The sequence below is a fragment of the Stenotrophomonas sp. YJH_SMC_10 genome, from assembly GCF_059371555.1.
In genome coordinates, this window is sequence record NZ_JCAFUS010000004.1 from 161,976 (window position 1) to 181,247 (window position 19,272).

Below are 19,272 nucleotides of genomic sequence, written 5' to 3' on the forward strand. Positions count from 1 at the left end.
GGGGTGCCGTTTGCGGAAAACGCTTCCCACACATCCATGGCCGTAAACTACGGCGCTGACCTCACCCAGGATCCCGATCAATGCCCCTGCCCGCCTTCAAGGCCTATGACATCCGCGGCCGCGTGCCGGAAGAACTGAACGAAGATCTGGCCCGCCGCATCGGCGTGGCGCTGGCGGCGCAGCTTGCGCCGGGCCCGGTGGTACTGGGCCACGACGTGCGCCTGACCAGCCCCGCGCTGCAGGATGCACTGGCCGCAGGCCTGCGCGGTACCGGGCGCGAGGTGATCGACATCGGCCTGTGTGGCACGGAAGAAGTCTATTTCCAGACCGACCACCTGGGCGCGGCCGGCGGCGTGATGGTCACCGCCAGCCACAACCCGATGGACTACAACGGCATGAAGCTGGTCAAGGAGAACGCACGGCCGATCAGCTCCGATACTGGCCTGTTCGCGATTTCCGATGCGGTTGCCGCCGATACGTCCGCGGCGCAACCGCCGCGTGCCGCGCAGAGCGCCCAGCACGACAAGAGCGCGTACATCCAGCACCTGCTGAGCTATGTCGACGCCGGCAAGCTGCGACCGCTGAAGCTGGTGGTCAACGCCGGCAACGGCGGTGCCGGTGCCATCGTCGATCTGCTGGCACCACACCTGCCATTCGAGTTCATCCGCATCTGCCACGAGCCGGACGGCCATTTCCCCAACGGCATTCCCAACCCGCTGCTGCCGGAGAACCGCGCCGCCACCGCCGACGCCGTGCGCGAACACGGTGCCGATTTCGGCATTGCCTGGGACGGCGACTTCGACCGCTGCTTCTTCTTCGACCACACCGGTCGCTTCATCGAGGGCTACTACCTGGTCGGCCTGCTGGCCAAGGCAATCCTGGCGCGCAACCCCGGCGGCAAGGTCGTGCACGACCCGCGCCTGGTCTGGAACACCGTGGACATGGTCGAACAGGCCGGCGGCGTACCGGTGCAGTGCAAGAGCGGCCACGCCTTCATCAAGGAAAAGATGCGCGCCGAAGACGCGGTGTACGGCGGCGAGATGAGCGCCCACCACTATTTCCGCGAGTTCGCCTATGCCGACTCGGGCATGATCCCGTGGCTGCTGATCGCCCAGCTGGTTTCCGAAAGCGGGCGCTCGCTGGCCGACTGGGTCGAAGACCGCATGGCGGCCTACCCGTGCAGCGGCGAAATCAATTTCAAGGTCAGCGATGCCAAGGCGGCCGTCGCACGCGTGATGGAGCACTTCGCGGCGCTGTCGCCCACGCTGGACCACACCGATGGCATCAGTGCCGACTTCGGCGACTGGCGCTTCAACCTGCGCAGCTCCAACACCGAGCCACTGCTGCGCCTGAATGTTGAAGCCCGTGGTGATGCCGCGCTGATGCAGGCGCGCACCGACGACATCTCCCGCCTCATCCAGCAGTAACCGAGGAACGCATGAGCAGCATCCAGCCCGTCATCCTGTCCGGTGGATCCGGTACCCGCCTGTGGCCGCTGTCGCGCGAGGCGTACCCGAAGCAGTTCCTGCCGTTGGCAGGCGAACTGACGATGCTGCAGGCCACCTGGAAGCGCGTGGCGCCGATCGCCGCGCGCGGACCACTGGTGATCGCCAACGAAGAGCATCGCTTCGTCGCCGCCGAGCAGCTGCAGCAGGTTGGCGCCGAGCCGGCCGCGATCATCCTCGAGCCGGTCGGCCGCAACACGGCCCCGGCGATCGCGGTGGCCGCGCTGGAGGCCACCCGCGACGGTGCCGACGCCCTGCTGCTGGTGCTGCCCTCCGATCACGTGATCACCAACGAGACTGCGTTCCGCAGCGCCGTGCAGGCGGCGGCCGGCGCTGCCGAGGCCGGCCAGCTGGTGACCTTCGGCATCGTGCCGACCGGACCGGAAACCGGCTACGGCTACATCAAGGCCGCCGATGGCCAGGGCCTGCGTGCGGTCGAGCGCTTCGTCGAGAAGCCGGACCTGGATACCGCCACCGGCTACGTCAGCAGCGGCCAGTATTACTGGAACAGTGGCATGTTCCTGTTCAAGGCCTCGCGCTACCTGCAGGAACTGGAACGCTTCCAGCCCGCGATGCTGGCTGGCAGCCGCCAGGCCTGGCAGCAGGCACGCCGAGATGCCGACTTCACCCGCCTGGACAAGGACGCCTTCACTGCCGTTCCGTCCGATTCGATCGACTACGCGGTGATGGAGAAGACCGCCGACGCGGTGGTGATTCCACTGGATGCGGGCTGGAACGATGTCGGTTCGTGGACTGCGCTGCGCGATGTCTCGCAGCAGGACGGCGATGGCAATGCCCACCAAGGCGACGTGATCGCCATCGACTGCCGCAATACCTATGCCTACGGCCAACGCCTGGTGGCCATGGTCGGCCTCGATGACGTGATCGTGGTCGAGACCGACGATGCGGTGCTGGTGGGCAAGGCCGACCGCATGCAGGAGGTCAAGACCGTGGTGGCACAGCTCAAGGCCGAAGGCCGCAGCGAGGCCACCTGGCACCGCAAGGTCTATCGCCCGTGGGGTGCCTACGATTCGATCGACAACGGCGAGCGCTTCCAGGTCAAGCGGATCACGGTCAAGCCCGGCGGCACGCTGAGCCTGCAGATGCACCACCATCGCGCCGAGCACTGGATCGTGGTCAGCGGCACCGCCGAGGTGACCCGTGGCGATGAAGTGATCCTGCTCAGCGAGAACCAGAGCACCTACATTCCGCTGGGCGTGACCCACCGCCTGCGCAACCCGGGCAAGCTGCCGCTGGAACTGATCGAAGTGCAGTCCGGCAGCTACCTCGGCGAGGATGACATCGTGCGCTTCGAGGATACCTACGGGCGCAGCTGAGGTTTGCCCGGGGTCGGATCCCGTTGCTGCGCAGCGGGCTCTGACCCGTTCCTGATCGGCCCCGCCGCGCTGCATCGCCGGGCATGGCCCGGCGCTACGGCCATCAGGCCAGCTCCGCCATCACCCGCTTCAGGCCATCCTGCCAGGTCGGCAGCACGATGCCGAAATCCTGCTGCAGCTTGCGGTTGTCCAGCACCGACCAGGCCGGGCGCTTGGCCGGGGTCGGATACTCGGAACTGGGAATCGCCTCGACCGTCGGCACCTTGGCCAACACGCCGGTGGCCAATGCCTCGGCGAAGATCGCTTCGGCGAACCCATGCCAGCTGGTCTGGCCGCTGGCGGTCAGGTGCCAGGTACCCGACAACTGCCCCGGATGCTGCAGCGCCTGCGCGGTGACATTGGCGATCAGCGCGGCCGGCGTTGGCGTGCCGATCTGGTCGGCCACCACCCGCAACGCATCGCGCTCGGCCCCGATGCGCAGCATGGTGCGCAGGAAGTTCGCGCCGTGCGAGGCATACACCCACGCCGTGCGGAAAATCAGATGGCGGCCACCGGCCGCACGCACCGCGTCTTCGCCATCGCGCTTGCTGGTGCCATATACGCCCAGTGGGGCGGTCGGCTCGTCCTCGCGGTAGGGCGCGCTACCCTGGCCATCGAACACGTAGTCGGTGGAGTAATGCACGAACGGCACGCCGTGCGCCGCACACCAGCGCGCGATCACGCCCGGTGCCTGCGCGTTGGCGGCGAACGCAGCGTCCGCATCCTGTTCGGCACGATCCACCGCCGTGTAGGCCGCTGCATTGACCACCACCGACGGCTGCACGCGATCCAGCAGTGCCGGCAGGCTGTCGGGCTGGCCGAAGTCGGCCGTTTCGCACGCACTGCCGTCCGGCAGCTGGCCGCTGCGGGTGGTCGCGACCACCTTGCCCAGCGGCACCAGCGCGCGCAGCAGCTCCTGTCCAACCTGGCCGTTGCCACCCAACACCAGCACGGTCATGGCACGTAGACCGGCAAGCGGTCTTCAGCAATGTCCTTCAGGAACGGCGCGTTCTCGTCCTTGCCCGACAACGTCGGGGCACTGACCGGCCAGTCCACCGCAACATCAGCGTCGTTCCAGCGGATACCCGCATCGGCTTCCTTGACGTAGACATCCGTGCACAGATAGCTGAACAGAGCGCGCTCGGACAGCACGGCGAATCCGTGGGCGAAGCCTTCGGGAATCCAGAACTGCTTTTTGTTTTCCGCGCTCAGCACCACCGCCTCCCACTGGCCGAAGGTGGGCGAGCCGCGGCGGATGTCCACGGCCACATCGTAGACCTCGCCTTCCAGCACGGTCACAAGCTTGCCCTGCGGGCGCGGCCACTGGTAATGCAGGCCGCGCAGCACGCCCTTGGCAGAGGTGGAGACATTGGTCTGCACGAAGCGCTCCGGCAGGCCCAATGCAGCGAAGCGCTCGGCGTTCCAGGTTTCGTAGAAGAAGCCACGTTCGTCGCCGAACACCGCCGGCTCGATGACCCGGCATCCCGGCAGTGACGTCTCGATTACTTTCACGGAACCACTCCGCGCTGGGCTAGCGTGTGCAGGTACTGGCCGTAGCCATTCTTGATCAGTGGTGCAGCCAGTGCTTCCAGCTGCTCGGCAGTGATCCAGCCCTGGCCGAACGCGATTTCCTCCGGGCAGCAGACCTGCAGGCCCTGGCGGGTCTGGATGGTCTCGATGAAGTTGGACGCCTCCAGCAGCGATTGATGGGTACCGGTGTCGAGCCAGGCATAGCCACGGCCCAGGGCTTCCAGATGCAGGTTGCCTTCGGCCAGGTAGCGCTTGTTGAGATCGGTGATTTCCAGCTCACCACGCGGCGACGGCCTGAGTTCGGCCGCATGCGCGCTGGCATTGCCATCGTAGAAGTACAGGCCGGTCACTGCGTAGTTCGAGCGCGGTTTCTCGGGCTTCTCGACCAGGTCGATGACCTTGCCACTCTTGTCGAACTCGGCCACGCCATAGCGCTCCGGGTCATTGACCCAGTAACCGAACACCGTGGAGCCTTCCACGCGCTCATCGGCGCGCTTGAGCACGTCGCGCAGGCCATGGCCGTGGAAGATGTTGTCGCCCAGCACCAGGCAGCTCGGCTTGCCGGCGACGAAATCACGGCCGATCAGGTAGGCCTGGGCCAGGCCATCGGGGCTCGGCTGCACCGCGTACTGGATGTCCATGCCCCACTGCGAGCCGTCGCCCAGCAGCTGCTGGAACAGCGCCTGCTCGTGCGGGGTGTTGATGATCAGCACCTCGCGGATGCCCGCCAGCATCAGCACGCTGAGCGGGTAATAGATCATCGGCTTGTCGTACACCGGCAGCAGCTGCTTGCTGACGCCCTTGGTGATCGGATACAGCCGGGTGCCGGAGCCACCGGCGAGGATGATGCCTTTACGCTGCGTCATGTCGTCTCCAGGGTTCAGGCCGCAGTGCCGATGCGCTGCAGACGGTAGCTGCCGTCCAGCACGCCGTTGACCCAGTCCTGGTTGTCCAGGTACCAGTCGACGGTGAAGGCGATGCCCTGCTCGAAGGTGTAGGCCGGTTCCCAGCCCAGATCGTTCTTCAGCTTGGACGCATCGATCGCATAGCGGCGGTCATGGCCGGGGCGGTCAGTGACATAGGTGATCTGGCTGCTGCGCGGCTGGCCGTCCGCACGCGGGCGGCGCTGGTCCAGCAGCGCGCAGATCGCCTGCACCACTTCGATATTCTGCTTTTCCGAATTGCCGCCGACGTTATAGGTCTCGCCGACCTGGCCCTTGGCCAGCACGGTGCGGATCGCTTCGCAGTGGTCGGACACGAACAGCCAGTCGCGCACCTGCTTGCCATCGCCGTACACCGGCAGCGGCTCACCAGCCAGCGCCTTGGCGATCACCAGCGGAATGAGCTTCTCCGGGAAGTGGTACGGGCCGTAGTTGTTGGAGCAGTTGGTGGTCAGCACCGGCAACCCGTAGGTGTGGTGGAACGCACGCACCAGGTGGTCCGAAGCGGCCTTTGACGCCGAATAAGGGGAATTCGGGGCGTACGGCGTGGTTTCGCTGAACTTGCCGGTCTCGCCCAGGGTGCCGTACACCTCGTCGGTCGACACGTGCAGGAAGCGGAACGCCGCGCCCTGCTCGGCCGGCAGCGCCTTCCAGTAATCACGCACGGCTTCCAGCAGGCCCAGAGTGCCCACCACATTGGTCTGGATGAAGGCACCCGGGCCATCGATGGAGCGATCGACGTGGCTCTCGGCGGCGAAATTCAGCACTGCGTCCGGCTGGTGCTCGGCCAGCAGGCGGGCTACCAGGGCGCTGTCGCCGATGTCACCCTGCACGAACACGTGGTTCGGGTTGCCGTCCAGGCTGGACAGGGTCTTCAGGTTGCCGGCGTAGGTCAGGGCGTCGAGATTGACGACCTTGATGCCACGGGCGACCGCTTCGAGAACAAAGTTACCGCCAATGAATCCGGCACCGCCGGTGACAAGCCATGTGGGCACTACCTGTTCTCCTGTTGATGATTCAAATGGGTCGCATGCCGCAACCTGATTCAGCGCAACAGGATACATCGGGGGCACCTTCACGACTGCCTTCGCACCGTGAACGAGCAGCAGTACGCGGCACACTCATGCCGCACCGCAGCATAACCATACGCATTCGCATGGTTCCCTCAAGCCAGCTAGAATCAGGATCCCACCCCCGAACCGGTTGCTTTACGAGGACCGGACGTTCTCCCCGTTATTGAAGGACCCCGTACCAGATGAAAATCCTCGTCGCGTACAAGCGCGTGGTGGACTACAACGTCCGCATTCAGGTCAAGCCGGACGGTTCCGGCGTGGTCACCGACGGCGTCAAGCTGTCCCCCAATCCCTTCGATGAAATCGCCCTGGAAGAAGCCCTGCGCCTGCGCGACAAGGGCATCGCCAGCGAGGTCGTGGTCGCCACCATTGCTCCGGCCGACGCCCAGGCGCACCTGCGCAACGGCCTGGCGATGGGCGCCAACCGTGCGGTCCATGTGGTCACCGACCAGGCCATCCAGCCGCTGACCGCCGCCCGCACCCTGCTCAAGCTGATCGAGAAGGAACAGCCGGACCTGGTGATACTGGGCAAGCAGGCCATTGACGACGACGCGAACCAGACCGGCCAGATGCTGGCCACGCTGTGGGGCCGTCCGCAGGCGACCTTCGCCAGCAAGCTCGAGATCGCAGACGGCAAGGCCACGGTGACCCGTGAAGTCGACGCCGGCCTGGAAACGCTGGAAGTGGACCTGCCGGCCGTGGTCACCACCGACCTGCGCCTGAACGAGCCGCGCTTCATCAAGCTGCCGGACATCATGAAGGCCAAGGCCAAGCCGCTGGAGACCCTGCAGCTGGCCGACCTCGGCGTTGAAGCTGCCGACACCTTCAAGACCACCCAGTACGCCGCACCGTCCAAGCGCAGCAAGGGCGTGATGGTCAAGGACGCGGCCGAACTGGTGGCCGCACTCAAGCAGAAGGGGCTGCTGTAATGAGCAAGATTCTCGTCATCGCCGAACACCACGACGGCAAGCTCAACGCCGCCACCGCCAAGACTGTCAGCGCCGCCGCCGCCATCAGCGGTGCCAGCATCGATGTCGTGGTGCTGGCCGCCGATCCGGCCGCCGTCGCCGCCGAGGCCGCGAAGATCAGTGGCGTCGCCAAGGTCCTGACCGTGGCCAACGCCGCCAACGCGCAGGCCATCGCCCAGGTGCTGGCGCCGCAGATCGCGCAGCTGGCCAAGGGCTACACCCACGTGTTCGGCCCATCGACCACTTTCGGCAAGGACCTGATGCCGTGCGTGGCCGCGCTGCTGGGCGTCAACCAGGTCTCCGACCTGATGACCGTTGAAGGCAGCCATACCTTCAAGCGCCCGATCTACGCCGGCAACGCGATCATCACCGTTGAAGTCCCGGCCGACCAGATCGTGGTCGCCACCGTGCGTGCCGCCTCGTGGCCGGAAGCCGCCCAGGGCGGCAGCGCCGCCATCGAAGCGGCCAGCGTCGATGCTGCCCTGCCGACCCACACCCGCTTCGTCGGCCTCGCCGCGGGTGCCAGCGACCGCCCGGACCTGCAGAGCGCCAAGCGCGTGGTCTCCGGTGGCCGTGGCGTCGGTTCGGAAGAGAACTTCAAGGTGATCTTCCAGCTGGCCGACAAGCTCGGTGCCGCCGTGGGTGCCTCGCGTGCCGCGGTCGATGCCGGCTACGTGCCCAGCGACCTGCAGGTCGGCCAGACCGGCAAGATCATCGCCCCGGAGCTGTATGTGGCGGTGGGCATCAGCGGTGCGATCCAGCATCTGACCGGCATCAAGGACGCCGGTACGATCGTGGCGATCAACAAGGATCCGGATTCGCCGATCTTTGAAATTGCCGATATCGGCCTGGTGGGGGATCTGTTTGCGATCCTGCCGGAGCTGGAAGCTGCGCTGGGCTGATCCGCTCCGATCGTGCTCCGGATCGTCAGGTCCGGAGCGCGATCACTTGGTAGGTTCCGCGCGCGGAGACCATCTGGCGATCACCTGCATTTGCGCGCACACCGGTATGGCTGTCGACAATGCACCCCGCTCCCAGACGGGTCTTGGGGTAGATCGTCGCGCGCGTCCCCAGGAAGCAACCGTCGCCGATCGATGCATCGCCATTGAGAGCGGCGTAGGGGGAGAGGACGCTGAACTCCCCGACCTGGGCGCCGTGGCCCACGCTGCAATGCACGTTGACCGCCACTCCGCGGCCGAGCACGGCATTGCGATTGATCACGCTGAAGGGGCACACCAGTACACCATCCCCAAACTGCGCATTCGGAGAGATCACCGTGTTGCCCGACACGAACGGGGGAACGTACACCCCCATCTCCCAGAGACGTGACAGGATGAGCCTGCGTCCCTTCACCGAGCCAACCGCAACGACCACAGCTTCGCGTTCTACGGGCCGATAGTCGCCGATTGCCCCAAGGTGGGTCGAACCAAGCTGGGCAGGAATCGGATTTTCCGCACCGTCATCGATGAATCCGGAGATCATCGGCCCGCCACCGCGGGCGTCTGCACTGAGGTAATCGAAGACTTCCAGGCCGAAGCCACCGGCCCCAGCAATCACCACCGAATCGATGGCACGATCATTAAGCAATGGCATCCGTCTTCTCCGTTTGGAACGTACAAATTCGATCAGGCGACCGTGATTTCACGCGTGAACACGGTCATCAGATCAAAACCATCCCAGACATTGCTGAAATCAAGCGCGCTTCCCACCGGAACGAAGCGGTCTACACCGGCCAACGGCGCCTGCCGCACGAAGGAACGCAGCTGGTCCGATGGCATGCCGAGGTAGGAAACCGTTTGAACCTTGCGGGAAAGCAGTGGACGAAGCGCATCCAGATGCGCAATACGAGACTCGAAGAAGAGCCCCGCACCGCAGTGTGCATCGGCATGCAATGCCGGAACCTCAAGCCATAGGCGCGCAACATCGTTGCCGTTTGCCGCCGGAATGCTGACATCGGCCTCGATGGAAAGCACATCCTGCGCGATTCGCTTGTTCACATAGTCGACGTCGCCGAAGGAAACGCCCTTTTCCCGCACCTTCTGTTCCAGTGCGGGCCAGAAGCTGTCCCGCGCCTGATCCACCTGCGCCGGGCTTCCGATCCAGAGAATCAACCGCGGCGACGAACAGGCCATCTGATCGAACCAGTAGGCATCGTTAAAGAACCCATCGATCCAGCGCGCCTTCTGCTCGGGCGAGGCGAAGATCCAGCCGGCCGCATCGAAGAGACCGAGCGAGAACTTGTTTGCAAATGCAATCTCGGTCGCAGTCGGTGGCAAGGGCACCTGACGGATGGCTGCAACTGTCGCATCGCCGCCCCAGATAACACGGGTATCGCAGTGAGCGGACAACAATGCAGTGGTGCGGGCGTTAGCCGCGTAGCGCACCACCAGGCTGCGCCTGGCAATCTCGGCATGCTCGGGACGCGCGCTTACCCGGCCGATGGCAGCAACCAGCAGGTCGGTCTGCACCGATGCCTTCGTCGACAACCTGACGATGTTGCGATTGCCGCACAGGAGCGAAATGAACCACGAGTAGACAAAGATCGTGTCCACGTTGGAAGGCGCGAAATGCAGAACCGTTCCGCGTGCCACCGACAGGTGACCGTCGTGCCGGCGACCATGGGCCTCCTTCAATCGCACGATGCTCGAGCGCCGCATCCAGAACGCCAGCGCGCTCAGCTCGGGATAACTCCGTGCCTCCGGCATGCGGAACAGCTCTGCAGACAGAGCATCGACGAATGCCACCGAGGGCTCGGCGAACGCGGGAAGCGGCGGGGCCTCGGCCAGGACGTCCAGGTCCGGGGCCGTTGCGATAAGGGACTCGTAATTACTCATGGGCGTGTATCAAATGGGTGCGGTTGCGGCATCGGCAGCGTGGGTGTCGCTGCAACCACGCAGTTCCGCGCGCGCCACCCGGCCATGCACGCGGAACGTGCGGCCCAGGCGGCCACACGGACAGTCGTCCACGCCGGTCCACTCGCCGATGTCCTCGGTCAGCAGGCTATGGCCCGGGTAACTGGTAGGCAACACCGACAGCACCTGGATAAGACCTGGAACGTTCGCAGGAAGTGGTTCCCAGGTGCTCGGCGCACGGATCCTCACATCAGCAAAGGCAGGACAGTGCAGTCGGCCGTGCTCGCACTCGACGAAGATCGAACCAACCTGTTCGACCATACCGTAGAAATTGTGCACAGCGCCGATATTGAATCCCTCGGCCAGCGACCGCTTGAACTCTTCATTGCTTACCGCCTCATCTTGCAGTTTCTTCCAGCCACCACTGTGGATGAGTACGGCATCACTGAACCGCGGAACATCACTGCGCCCGTTCAATGCCTGGACAAAGTACTTCCAGACCATGAAGGTAAAGCCGAACAGGAACACGCGCTGGCCGGCATGCCGCTCCAGAAACGCATTCACTGCCTCGAGATTGATCGACATATCGTCGTTCAACGCATAGGTATGGTCACGCCCAAAGTTGGACAGGCCAAGAATGCCAGCGCCACGCGCGGAAAAATTGGCGCGATCCTTCACCACACCGAGGTGATCGATGATGAGCATCGGCAGGCGCGCCTTGCCGAGGAACTGCTGCATGATCAGCACCAGCGCGCGCGTCTGCGCAGCCGCCGTATCGCGATCAAGGATGATCCTAGAGACCGTCTGCGACGTCGTACCCGACGAGGTGAGGACCTTGAAGCGTTGATCGGCCGGTGTCGAGCTGAGCTCGAATTCCTTGAACAGGCGTACGGGCAGGAAAGGAATCTGGTCGACGCTTTGTTCCGAGCCGGGCGCATGCCCGTGGGCCTGCAGCACGCGCGCATAGGGCGCGCAGTGCTCTGCATGATGCACGGTCAAACTGCTCAGCAGTTGCATGAGCAGGACTTCCTTCTCGGCAGCCCCGATGCCATACACAGGCAGGTCGAAGTAATCACGTTGCACGGGCCGCCCCTTGGCCTGCCTCGGCCTGTTGAAGAAGATCTGCATACAGAATCTTGCCCGACGAGGACAGTGGAAGGGCGTCGACCGGCAGCACCCTCACCGCGATTGGATTCAGCTTGTAGCGCGCCGCGATGTCCTGCCTCAGGCGCTCGCAGGCATCATCCTCGGGCCGGACCAGGACCGCGACAACAAGGTCGTCGCGTCCGGTCATGACCACATCCCAGCCACCGGCTCGCAGCGTGGACTCCATCTCGTCCAGGCCGAAGCGGTTGCCGAATACCTTGATCATCCGCTTCAAGCGGCCAACCACGTAGTAGTACCCGTCGGCATCAAAACGCGCCAGGTCACCCGTCCTTAGCACACCCTGCTGAATGTCGCCCAACGCCAGATCGCCAGCACCCTCGGCGTACCCCAGCATCACATTCGCGCCGCGATAGAGCAGCTCGCCCACCTCACCGGCCCGCTCGATGACCTGCCCCTGCTCGTCCACCAACGACAGCATTCCGCCGGGAATGGCAACACCAACCGACCCGATCTTGCTGGCCAGCACGTCATGGGGGACATATGCAATCCGGGCCGTGGCCTCGGTCTGGCCGTACATCACGAAGAAACGCTGGCCGCGCTGCTCGGCTAAGTTGTGGAACCACTCGATGGTCGACTCGGCCAAGCGGCCTCCGGCCTGCGTCATGGTCTGCAGCGAAGGCAGCGACATGCGCTCGAAGCGGAACTGCTTCAGCATCTCGTAATGAGTCGGAACACCGGAGAGGCTCGTCGCCTCGTGCTGCCGGAAGAAATCCCAGAAAGTCCTGGAAACCACGGACTCGGCAGTCAGCAGCAACGTCGCACCGGCCGACAGGTGGCTGTTGACCACCGACAGACCGTAGGAGTAATGCATGGGCAGCGAGGTGATGGCACGCTGCGCGCCATCGATCGCAAGATACTCCTGGATCGCCCGGGCGTTGGCCTGCAGGTTTCCTGCAGAGAGACGCACCAGCTTCGACGATCCTGTACTGCCCGATGTCGGCAGCAGAACCGCCAGTTCAGCAGAAACAGCTGCCGCGCGCCTGCCGGTTGCATGCCACTGCCCGTCGGGATGGCGCACGTGGCTAATGCTGTAATGATCAATGACCTGCTCGCGCAGTGTGTCGTTCAACGAGGCATCCAGCAGCAATACGGGCTGCCCAGCACGCAGGGCGCCCAGATAGGCCAGCAGGTTGTCCAGCGTATTGGCGCATTCGAGGGCGATGACGCCCCAAGCCGGATCGACAGCAGCCCACGCGGCGTCCGCGCGCGCGGCCAGTTCGCGGTATGCCAGTGACTCTCCGCCGGGAAGGATCACGGCAATCTGGTCGCCGTGCTGCTCCAGTACGCGGGCGAACATCAGATCAGCATCCCACCGTCGACCCCGATCACCTGACCGGTCACGTAGGACGCCAGTTCCGATCCGAGGAAGACTGCCACGTTGGCCACTTCTGCCGGCGCACCCACCCGGTCCATGGCGATGGATGCAACGCGTTCGGCATATTTCTCCGAACCGATGGAGCGCGCCATATCCGTGTCGATGAATCCTGGCGCGATCGCATTGACGCGGATGTTGTTCGGCGCGAGCTCCTTGGAGAGCGACAGGGTGATGCCGACCACGGCCGCTTTGCTGCCACCGTAGACCGCCTGGCCAACGTTGCCGTTCACGCCAATGATGGATGCAAGATTGATGATCGAGCCACCACCGTTGCGTGCCATCAGTCGGCTCGCATACTGGGCACAGTACAGGACGCCATAGGTGTTGACCGAGAATACCTGCTGGATCTGCTCGGGCGTGACCATGCCGATAAGGGCATCCTGCAGGACGCCCGCGTTCGAAACGAGCACGTCCAGCCGGCGGTGCTGCTTGAACACGGACTGGAAGGCATCACGCACGGAAACCGGATCGGTTACGTCAAGCGGAACGGCCTCCAGCCGTGCCTCAGGCATGCTCGTGCGCACGCTGTCGAGTAGTGGCTGCAGAGCGGCGGTGTCCCGGGCAGTCGCCACAACGTGTGCGCCCTGCTGAAGGTAGGCACGAACCGTCGCCTCCCCGATGCCGCGGGATGCCCCCGTGATAAGGGCGACCTTTCCTTCCAGCAAACCGGCCATATCAGAACTCGACGCCGTGCTTCGCCAGGATTTCCTTGGCCTTGGCGACCGAGCTCATATCAATGATGTCATCAGTGTCGAACATGACATCGAACTCATTCTCAAGCTGAGAAACCAGTAGCATGTGGGCAATCGAATCCCATTCCGGAATGCTGTTGTAAAGCAGCCCATCGACCACGCGGGAAGCGTCGATGTTCAGGGCGGCCGAATAGACCGATACCAGTCGCTCGTCGTTGTTACTCATCAGTGTTGCTCCAGCTCATTCTTGGAAATGGCAGCCTTTTCAGCTGTATCTTCTCTGACGATATACATCGGCTTGGCACGGATCTCGTCGAGAATCCGCCACAGGTATTCGCCGATGACACCCAACATCAACATGATCATGCCGCCCACCACCAGGATCGCCACCATGATCGGCGCCCAGCCCGAGAACGGCGTTAGGTCGAACAGGCGCGAAACCGCGATCACGACGGCATAGCAAAGCCCCAACATGGCCGCCACGGTGCCGGACAAGGACATGAGACGGATCGGAAGGTAGGAGCCGTCGATGATGAAATCGAAGGCCAGTTTGAGCTTCTTGCTGAAGTTGTACTGCGACTTGCCGATCTCGCGCTTGCGCCTCACGTACGGAATGTAGGCGGTCGGGAAGCCGGCCCAGAGCACGTCCCCCTGGAAGAATCGATGGCGCCCCTTCATGCTCATGAAGAGCGTCAGTGCACGGCGGCTCATCAGGGTGAAATCGAACCCGCCCGCCGGCATGTTCGGGTTGGACATGCGCAGGATGCCGTAGACAATGCGGGAAAACATCGAGGAAGTGAAGTTGTCCTCGCGGTCCGCACGATGCGCGATGACCACTTCATTGCCCTGTTCCCACTTGCGGATCATCTCGGCTGTCAACTCGACCGGATCCTGCATGTCTGCGGACATATTGATGACCGCGTCGCCGCTGGCGGCGTCGAAGCCGGCCAACGTAGCTGACAGCTGGCCGAAGTTACGGGTGAAGGAGATTGATCGCACGCGCGGATCCTGCGCACTGACACGCAGCATCTCTGCATGGGAGCCATCCTTGGAGCCATCATTCACGAACACGATCTCATAGTCGTGTTCGGGCAGGGTGGTGGTGAACAGGTCGCGGATCGCAGCCCAGGTCAGCTCGATTGAACCTTCATTGTGATAGACCGGAATGACGTAGCTGATCGTGCTCACTGGACGACTCCGGCGGTCTCGGTGGAAATCACCCGTGCGAGCGAATCCACCACGGTGCCGATCTCCTCGTCAGTGATACCGGCGAAGAACGGCAGACCGAGGATGCGGTCGCCGATGGCAGCGGTAACATCCAGCGAGCCCGAGCGGTCGAAATGGGCCAGCACGCCATGCGCGTGCAACGGCGGGCAGTACCACCGCCGGGTATCGATACCCTGCTCCCGCAATGTGCCACCGATGGCCAGCGCGTCAACACCATCAGGCAGGAGTACCGGAAGCAGCGGATAGATACCATCGGGATCCTTTTCCTGCAGCCCCACGCTCGGGCACGCCTGCTGCAGCGTACGCAGGTAGCGGGCATGCAGCTCGCGCCGCTGCTCGACGATGTCGGGCCACTCGTCCAGTGCCGCCAACCCGACTGCAGCATGATACTCGCTGAGCTTGCCGTTGGTCCCCAATCCGATCAGCTCGCCGCGGGCAGCGTCGATGCCGAAGTTAGCCAACTGACGGATGCGCCGGATGCGCTCGGCATTAAACGACACGATCAATCCGCCCTCACCGCTGCCGATGGACTTCGTCGCGTGGAAGCTGAACACAACGTCCGTCGTGCGGCCAATCGGCTGGTTGCCGAAGGCACCTGCCGCGTCGATCAGCACCGGGATACCGGTCTTTGCGCTGAAGTCGTCCCAGGCGGTGACATCGTGCTGCTTGCCAAATGTACTGACCGGCATCACCAGGTCAAAGGTCTCACCCCGCGCCAGCGCCTCTTCGGCAATGGCCGGAGTCAGACACCAGCCGGAAGGGTCGATGTCGCTGAACAGAGGGGTCGCCCCCACCCTGACAATCGCCGTGGCGGTGGCGACGAAGGTGAGCGAAGGCAACAGCACCCGCGCACCCGCACGCAAGGCAAGCGCCTGGATGGCCAGCTCGAGGCCGACGGTGCAGTTGGAGACCGTCGTCAGATGGGCCGGCTCAAGCCCCTGGCCGAGTTCGGTGGCCAGGCGCTGCTCGAACTCGGCGTTCAAAGGGCCGTAATTGGTGTAAATCCGATTCTGGTCAATCTTTTGGAGATACGGATACAACTTGTCCGCAGACGGCATCCTCGGAATCAACAACGGAATACGACGCATCGGGTCACCGGGAAAAAGAGAAATACTTGTGAGCAAAATAGCTTGCGACAGTCGAAACCATCACGAACACTCCCTGGACGACGCGCGGGTCACCTTCAGAGAGCCTTATGCAGATCGGCAGTGCTACCACATTGATTGCGAAGATCGTGGAGTTGGCCAGCAGGAACCGGCCAAACTCGCCTACCCACGGCGCCCGTGAACGGAACACGAACACCCGCTGATTAACGAAAGCAATGGGAAGTGCGACCAGATAGGCGGCGACAAGAATGGCGACCGGGCCTGCCCAGGGATCCATGACTGCGAATGTCAGCAAGAAGCAGGCATAGCCGATCACGGTATTGCCCCCGCCCACGATCAGGAATCGCAGCTTCTCGGATTTGAGGAGGCGAACAACCTTCTCCTGCTCCACTTTCCACACCACTTGTGCTCCCAAGCCTCGGATCGGTTGTCGCGCCCGCCCAAGACGCAGGGCATTGGCTTTGTAATCTTAACATATCCCCCTTGGGAGCCGATCAAGGATTGGCCACGCCGATGTTGCGCAGCAGCACCTTACCCGAGTGGTCGTCAGGGAGCGTTGCATAGACATAGGCATGGGTCGCGCCGCTGGGGGCAATGGCCAACAGGGGATAAGAATGGGGCACGAGACCCACGTCCACCACTTCGATCTGGGTCGAAATGAACCCGCCGTCCGCGCCATGCCAGTTGATCTGCAGGCGCATCCTGCCGGGCTGCCCATCTGCAGACTGGGCGGTGTACAGGACAACGTGGCGGTCAAGTTCCCCAACCGCCTGCCGACGGGTCATTTCCGACAACCCGCGCAGTTCCAGTCCCTCGCTGCTTACCTGTTCATCCGGAATGCCCACCCATTCCGGCCACTCCCTGCCCTCACCCAGCTGATGGGTCGGAGCTGGCAACGCCGTAGGATCTATCAGACGCTTGGCCTGTTCAGCGGATATCACGCTAAATCCAGGACGGCCGCGCAGATTGGGCTCACCCACCACAAGACCATAGCTGAATTCCTTGACATTACCCTTGCTGAACTCGGCACGCGGATAGAGGCAATGCCCCTTCGGCAGGTTCAGGCGGCAATAGACTTTGCCATCTTCACCGAGCACCCAGCTGATGTCCGGCTCGGGCCCGGCTACAACTACACCGTCTCCAGCCTGGCGCAGGGTACTCAGCGAATCACTGATGGACACGGCCAGACGCGCGCCAGTGATGCTGGCAATCGACCACATACTGCCGAAGAACAGGTAGAACAACTGGGTGACGGCCAGTACCGACAGGATGATGATCTGCGCCCGGTGCCGATAGCCGGCAAAGACAAACAACAGCAGGAACGCCATGGCCGGGTACATCCATCGGGCCTCCTGTCGCGCTGAACCGGGCAGGCTCGCAATCGCAATCAGGCCGACAATGGCGGCCAGGAAGGCCAGCATCGGCATAAGATAGGTCGTCGAACGCCACTGCGGGCGCAGCCACGGCAGGCACCAGGCCAACAGGGAGACTGCGGCCAGCGGCACGAAGAGATAGAGGTAGCGGGGCGCCGCATGGTTGAACATGCCAACGAAGTACTGTGGGCCGTGATTGCCACCTAGGAAAAGGTTGACCAGGTAGGTGGCCGACACTTTCACTGTGTCCAGCGATACGTTGACAGTCTGTCCGGAGGTACCCATCGCCACCGGCTGGTTGGACAGCACTTTCACGGCAACGATGTACAGGCCGAGCGGAACAACAGCAGTGACCACGGCGAATACCAGGGGCCGGACGCCGACGGACCTGCGCATGGGCCACCAGCGCAGCACCGCCACGCCGGACAGGCCCAGCAGTGCCAATGCGTAACGCTCATGGGTGAACACCGCCATGATGAAGAGCAGCAGCGCCAGTGCCAGGCAGGAAGCGCGCTGGTGCTGCAGGAACACCAGTCCGGGCATGGACACGGCAACACCGGCCAGCAGGAACAGAAGACTGAGCGCCTCGACGGTTCCCGAAACGTAGTCGAAGTACAGCATGATGTTGAAACGACACGCTACCATCATCGCCGCAGCCAACAGGGCAGCGCTTCGGCGAGCATTGAAATGCACCCGCGCGATCCCGTAGACCAGCGCGGCACATCCTGCCAATGCCGCACAATTGACCAGCATGGTCATCCAGCGCGGAAGATCCTGGGATACGATGACCGCCCAGATGAAGTTCATGACGATGCGTGGCTTGTAGCTGTTCAGCCCGGTGAAAACCCCCAACAGGGCGTTGCCGCTGTGTTCCCCGAAGTTGAAGGAGAACATCTCATCGCCGAAGTAATAGGGATGATAGAAGTAGATGGACAGCGCGAACGTCATCGCTGCGATGGCCGCTAGGTCCACCAGGCGCACCACCGGCTTTACAGCCAGGATCTTGTTAAACATCGACACACTGCTCCATTGATTCAAACCGCCCCAAGGCCTCGCTTCCTGTACGCCGCGACCACGCTGCCCGCGATCCGGCAGGATCCGTGGTAACAGCAGGCACGTACATGGCCATTCCACCGCGATGCCATAAGCAACTGGACCGAGATAGTAGCAGTGCGACACACTTCGGGTCGCGCGTCCCGGGGCTGATCTTGAGATAGCGCCGCAGAAGGGGCCGAACGGACTAGATGTATGCCCTAGCGCTCTCCCGGGCCAAGATGTGCATGACCGTTCCCATGTCCTCATCGGTCAGAAGATCGACGTTGGCCTGCGGCGCCGACCAGATGCGATCAGCCAGCGGAACCTGCTGCCGTGGGTCGTCGGAAAGGACTTCGACCACGAAAGCCCAGCTCTTGCCCTGCAGCGGGAGCACGCGGAAGCCTAGAGGCTCGAACAGCCGGCGCGCAGCGCTTTCCGACCAGCAGGTGATATGCCCCCGGTGGAACGGGTCAAGGTAGCCTGGATCCTCGGTCCGTACATACTCGGTCAGTCCGGTGTTGAACAGAAACAGGGCCCCTGGAGCGGCGACCTTGCGTAGGGACCTCGCCAACGACCTCGCCATCGACGGGGTCAGATGTTCAACGACTTCCACGCAGATACCACATTCGAACGTCATCCCGATGTCGGCCAGATCGCCGCACCTGTAATTCGCGTGACTGGAGCGGTACGCCGGCTCGGGTGGAAACTTCTCTACGCCGTAGAAGCAATGCGAACTCTTCGGCAGGTAGCGCTGCACCGCATCGAGCAGAAAGCCCGGGCCCGTGCCGATATCGATGAAGCGCTGGACGGGAATGGAGCAGTAGAGCAACGCCTCCCCCAGCCTTGCCAACGACGACCCGAAAGACCGATCACGTGCCGACTGCAGCTCGGAGCGCCAGTAGTCCTCGTCGTATTCCCGGGGAGATTCGCCAGCATCGATCGATGCTATCAGCGCCGGATCGGCGAATATGAAATCGCAGATGCCACATTCAAGATACTGCACGCCATCAACCACCCTGAAGGCAGTGGCCGGCTCATTGCACAGCAGACAG

At 63.3% G+C, this 19,272-nt stretch carries 19 protein-coding genes; 4 read left to right on the top strand and 15 right to left on the bottom strand.

Annotated elements, in window-relative coordinates:
* Positions 1-80: 80 nt before the first annotated feature.
* Complete coding sequence (locus AC5P9C_RS08165) at positions 81-1,427, top strand: phosphohexomutase domain-containing protein (RefSeq protein ID WP_164688256.1); 1,347 nt, start codon at positions 81-83, stop codon at positions 1,425-1,427.
* Between the two features lie 11 nt (positions 1,428-1,438).
* Entirely contained in the window at positions 1,439-2,842 is a 1,404-nt protein-coding gene (locus tag AC5P9C_RS08170) for a mannose-1-phosphate guanylyltransferase/mannose-6-phosphate isomerase (RefSeq protein ID WP_235647350.1), read from the top strand.
* A gap of 103 nt (positions 2,843-2,945) precedes the next feature.
* Here AC5P9C_RS08170 and rfbD read toward each other — a convergent pair whose 3' ends face one another.
* Genes rfbD through rfbB form a run of 4 tightly spaced genes read right to left on the bottom strand, consistent with a single transcriptional unit; the run spans position 2,946 to position 6,347 of the window.
* Complete coding sequence (rfbD, locus tag AC5P9C_RS08175) at positions 2,946-3,839, bottom strand: dTDP-4-dehydrorhamnose reductase (protein WP_164688254.1); 894 nt, start codon at positions 3,837-3,839, stop codon at positions 2,946-2,948.
* On the bottom strand, positions 3,836-4,393 hold the full coding sequence (gene rfbC / locus AC5P9C_RS08180) for a dTDP-4-dehydrorhamnose 3,5-epimerase (RefSeq protein WP_164688253.1): 558 nt from the start codon (positions 4,391-4,393) through the stop codon (positions 3,836-3,838). Before rfbC ends, rfbD begins: the two co-directional genes overlap by 4 nt.
* Positions 4,390-5,277 carry a glucose-1-phosphate thymidylyltransferase RfbA gene (gene rfbA / locus AC5P9C_RS08185; protein WP_057494115.1) on the bottom strand — a complete coding sequence of 296 codons (888 nt, stop codon included), beginning with the start codon at positions 5,275-5,277 and terminating at the stop codon, positions 4,390-4,392. Before rfbA ends, rfbC begins: the two co-directional genes overlap by 4 nt.
* Before the next feature lie 14 nt (positions 5,278-5,291).
* Complete coding sequence (rfbB, locus tag AC5P9C_RS08190) at positions 5,292-6,347, bottom strand: dTDP-glucose 4,6-dehydratase (RefSeq protein WP_057494114.1); 1,056 nt, start codon at positions 6,345-6,347, stop codon at positions 5,292-5,294.
* A gap of 260 nt (positions 6,348-6,607) precedes the next feature.
* Between rfbB and AC5P9C_RS08195 the strand changes: the two genes are divergently transcribed.
* Positions 6,608-7,354: an electron transfer flavoprotein subunit beta/FixA family protein gene (locus tag AC5P9C_RS08195; protein ID WP_057494113.1), complete on the top strand. Its 747-nt coding sequence runs from the start codon at positions 6,608-6,610 to the stop codon at positions 7,352-7,354.
* Positions 7,354-8,295 (top strand): electron transfer flavoprotein subunit alpha/FixB family protein, encoded by a 942-nt coding sequence (locus AC5P9C_RS08200; RefSeq protein WP_495205133.1) that lies wholly within the window; start codon positions 7,354-7,356, stop codon positions 8,293-8,295. Before AC5P9C_RS08195 ends, AC5P9C_RS08200 begins: the two co-directional genes overlap by 1 nt.
* Positions 8,296-8,320: 25 nt before the next feature.
* Here AC5P9C_RS08200 and AC5P9C_RS08205 read toward each other — a convergent pair whose 3' ends face one another.
* From AC5P9C_RS08205 to AC5P9C_RS08255, 11 genes are all read right to left on the bottom strand, one after another.
* Complete coding sequence (locus tag AC5P9C_RS08205) at positions 8,321-8,986, bottom strand: PglD-related sugar-binding protein (protein ID WP_495205134.1); 666 nt, start codon at positions 8,984-8,986, stop codon at positions 8,321-8,323.
* 32 nt (positions 8,987-9,018) lie between these two features.
* Positions 9,019-10,227, bottom strand: a complete 1,209-nt coding sequence (locus AC5P9C_RS08210) for an acyl-CoA reductase (RefSeq protein WP_495205135.1) — start codon at positions 10,225-10,227, stop codon at positions 9,019-9,021.
* A 9-nt stretch (positions 10,228-10,236) separates the two neighbouring features.
* Positions 10,237-11,373, bottom strand: coding sequence for a LuxE/PaaK family acyltransferase (locus tag AC5P9C_RS08215; protein WP_495205136.1), 1,137 nt, complete (start codon positions 11,371-11,373; stop codon positions 10,237-10,239).
* Positions 11,318-12,709, bottom strand: coding sequence for an AMP-binding protein (locus AC5P9C_RS08220; protein WP_495205137.1), 1,392 nt, complete (start codon positions 12,707-12,709; stop codon positions 11,318-11,320). The genes AC5P9C_RS08215 and AC5P9C_RS08220 overlap by 56 nt, the downstream gene beginning before the upstream one ends.
* A complete protein-coding gene (locus tag AC5P9C_RS08225; protein ID WP_495205138.1) occupies positions 12,709-13,461 on the bottom strand; it encodes an SDR family NAD(P)-dependent oxidoreductase in 753 nt (250 codons plus the stop codon). Before AC5P9C_RS08225 ends, AC5P9C_RS08220 begins: the two co-directional genes overlap by 1 nt.
* Before the next feature lies 1 nt (position 13,462).
* Complete coding sequence (locus AC5P9C_RS08230; protein WP_043398768.1) at positions 13,463-13,705, bottom strand: acyl carrier protein; 243 nt, start codon at positions 13,703-13,705, stop codon at positions 13,463-13,465.
* On the bottom strand, positions 13,705-14,667 hold the full coding sequence (locus AC5P9C_RS08235; RefSeq protein ID WP_495205139.1) for a glycosyltransferase family 2 protein: 963 nt from the start codon (positions 14,665-14,667) through the stop codon (positions 13,705-13,707). Before AC5P9C_RS08235 ends, AC5P9C_RS08230 begins: the two co-directional genes overlap by 1 nt.
* A complete protein-coding gene (locus tag AC5P9C_RS08240) occupies positions 14,664-15,794 on the bottom strand; it encodes a DegT/DnrJ/EryC1/StrS family aminotransferase (RefSeq protein ID WP_495205140.1) in 1,131 nt (376 codons plus the stop codon). The genes AC5P9C_RS08235 and AC5P9C_RS08240 overlap by 4 nt, the downstream gene beginning before the upstream one ends.
* A 4-nt stretch (positions 15,795-15,798) precedes the next feature.
* Entirely contained in the window at positions 15,799-16,227 is a 429-nt protein-coding gene (locus AC5P9C_RS08245) for a GtrA family protein (RefSeq protein ID WP_495205141.1), read from the bottom strand.
* 79 nt (positions 16,228-16,306) lie between these two features.
* The gene (locus tag AC5P9C_RS08250) at positions 16,307-18,199 is read right to left on the bottom strand and encodes a hypothetical protein (protein WP_495205142.1); all 1,893 of its coding nucleotides are present in this window, start codon (positions 18,197-18,199) and stop codon (positions 16,307-16,309) included.
* Between the two features lie 226 nt (positions 18,200-18,425).
* Complete coding sequence (locus AC5P9C_RS08255; RefSeq protein WP_495205143.1) at positions 18,426-19,223, bottom strand: methyltransferase domain-containing protein; 798 nt, start codon at positions 19,221-19,223, stop codon at positions 18,426-18,428.
* Between the last annotated feature and the right edge of the window lie 49 nt (positions 19,224-19,272).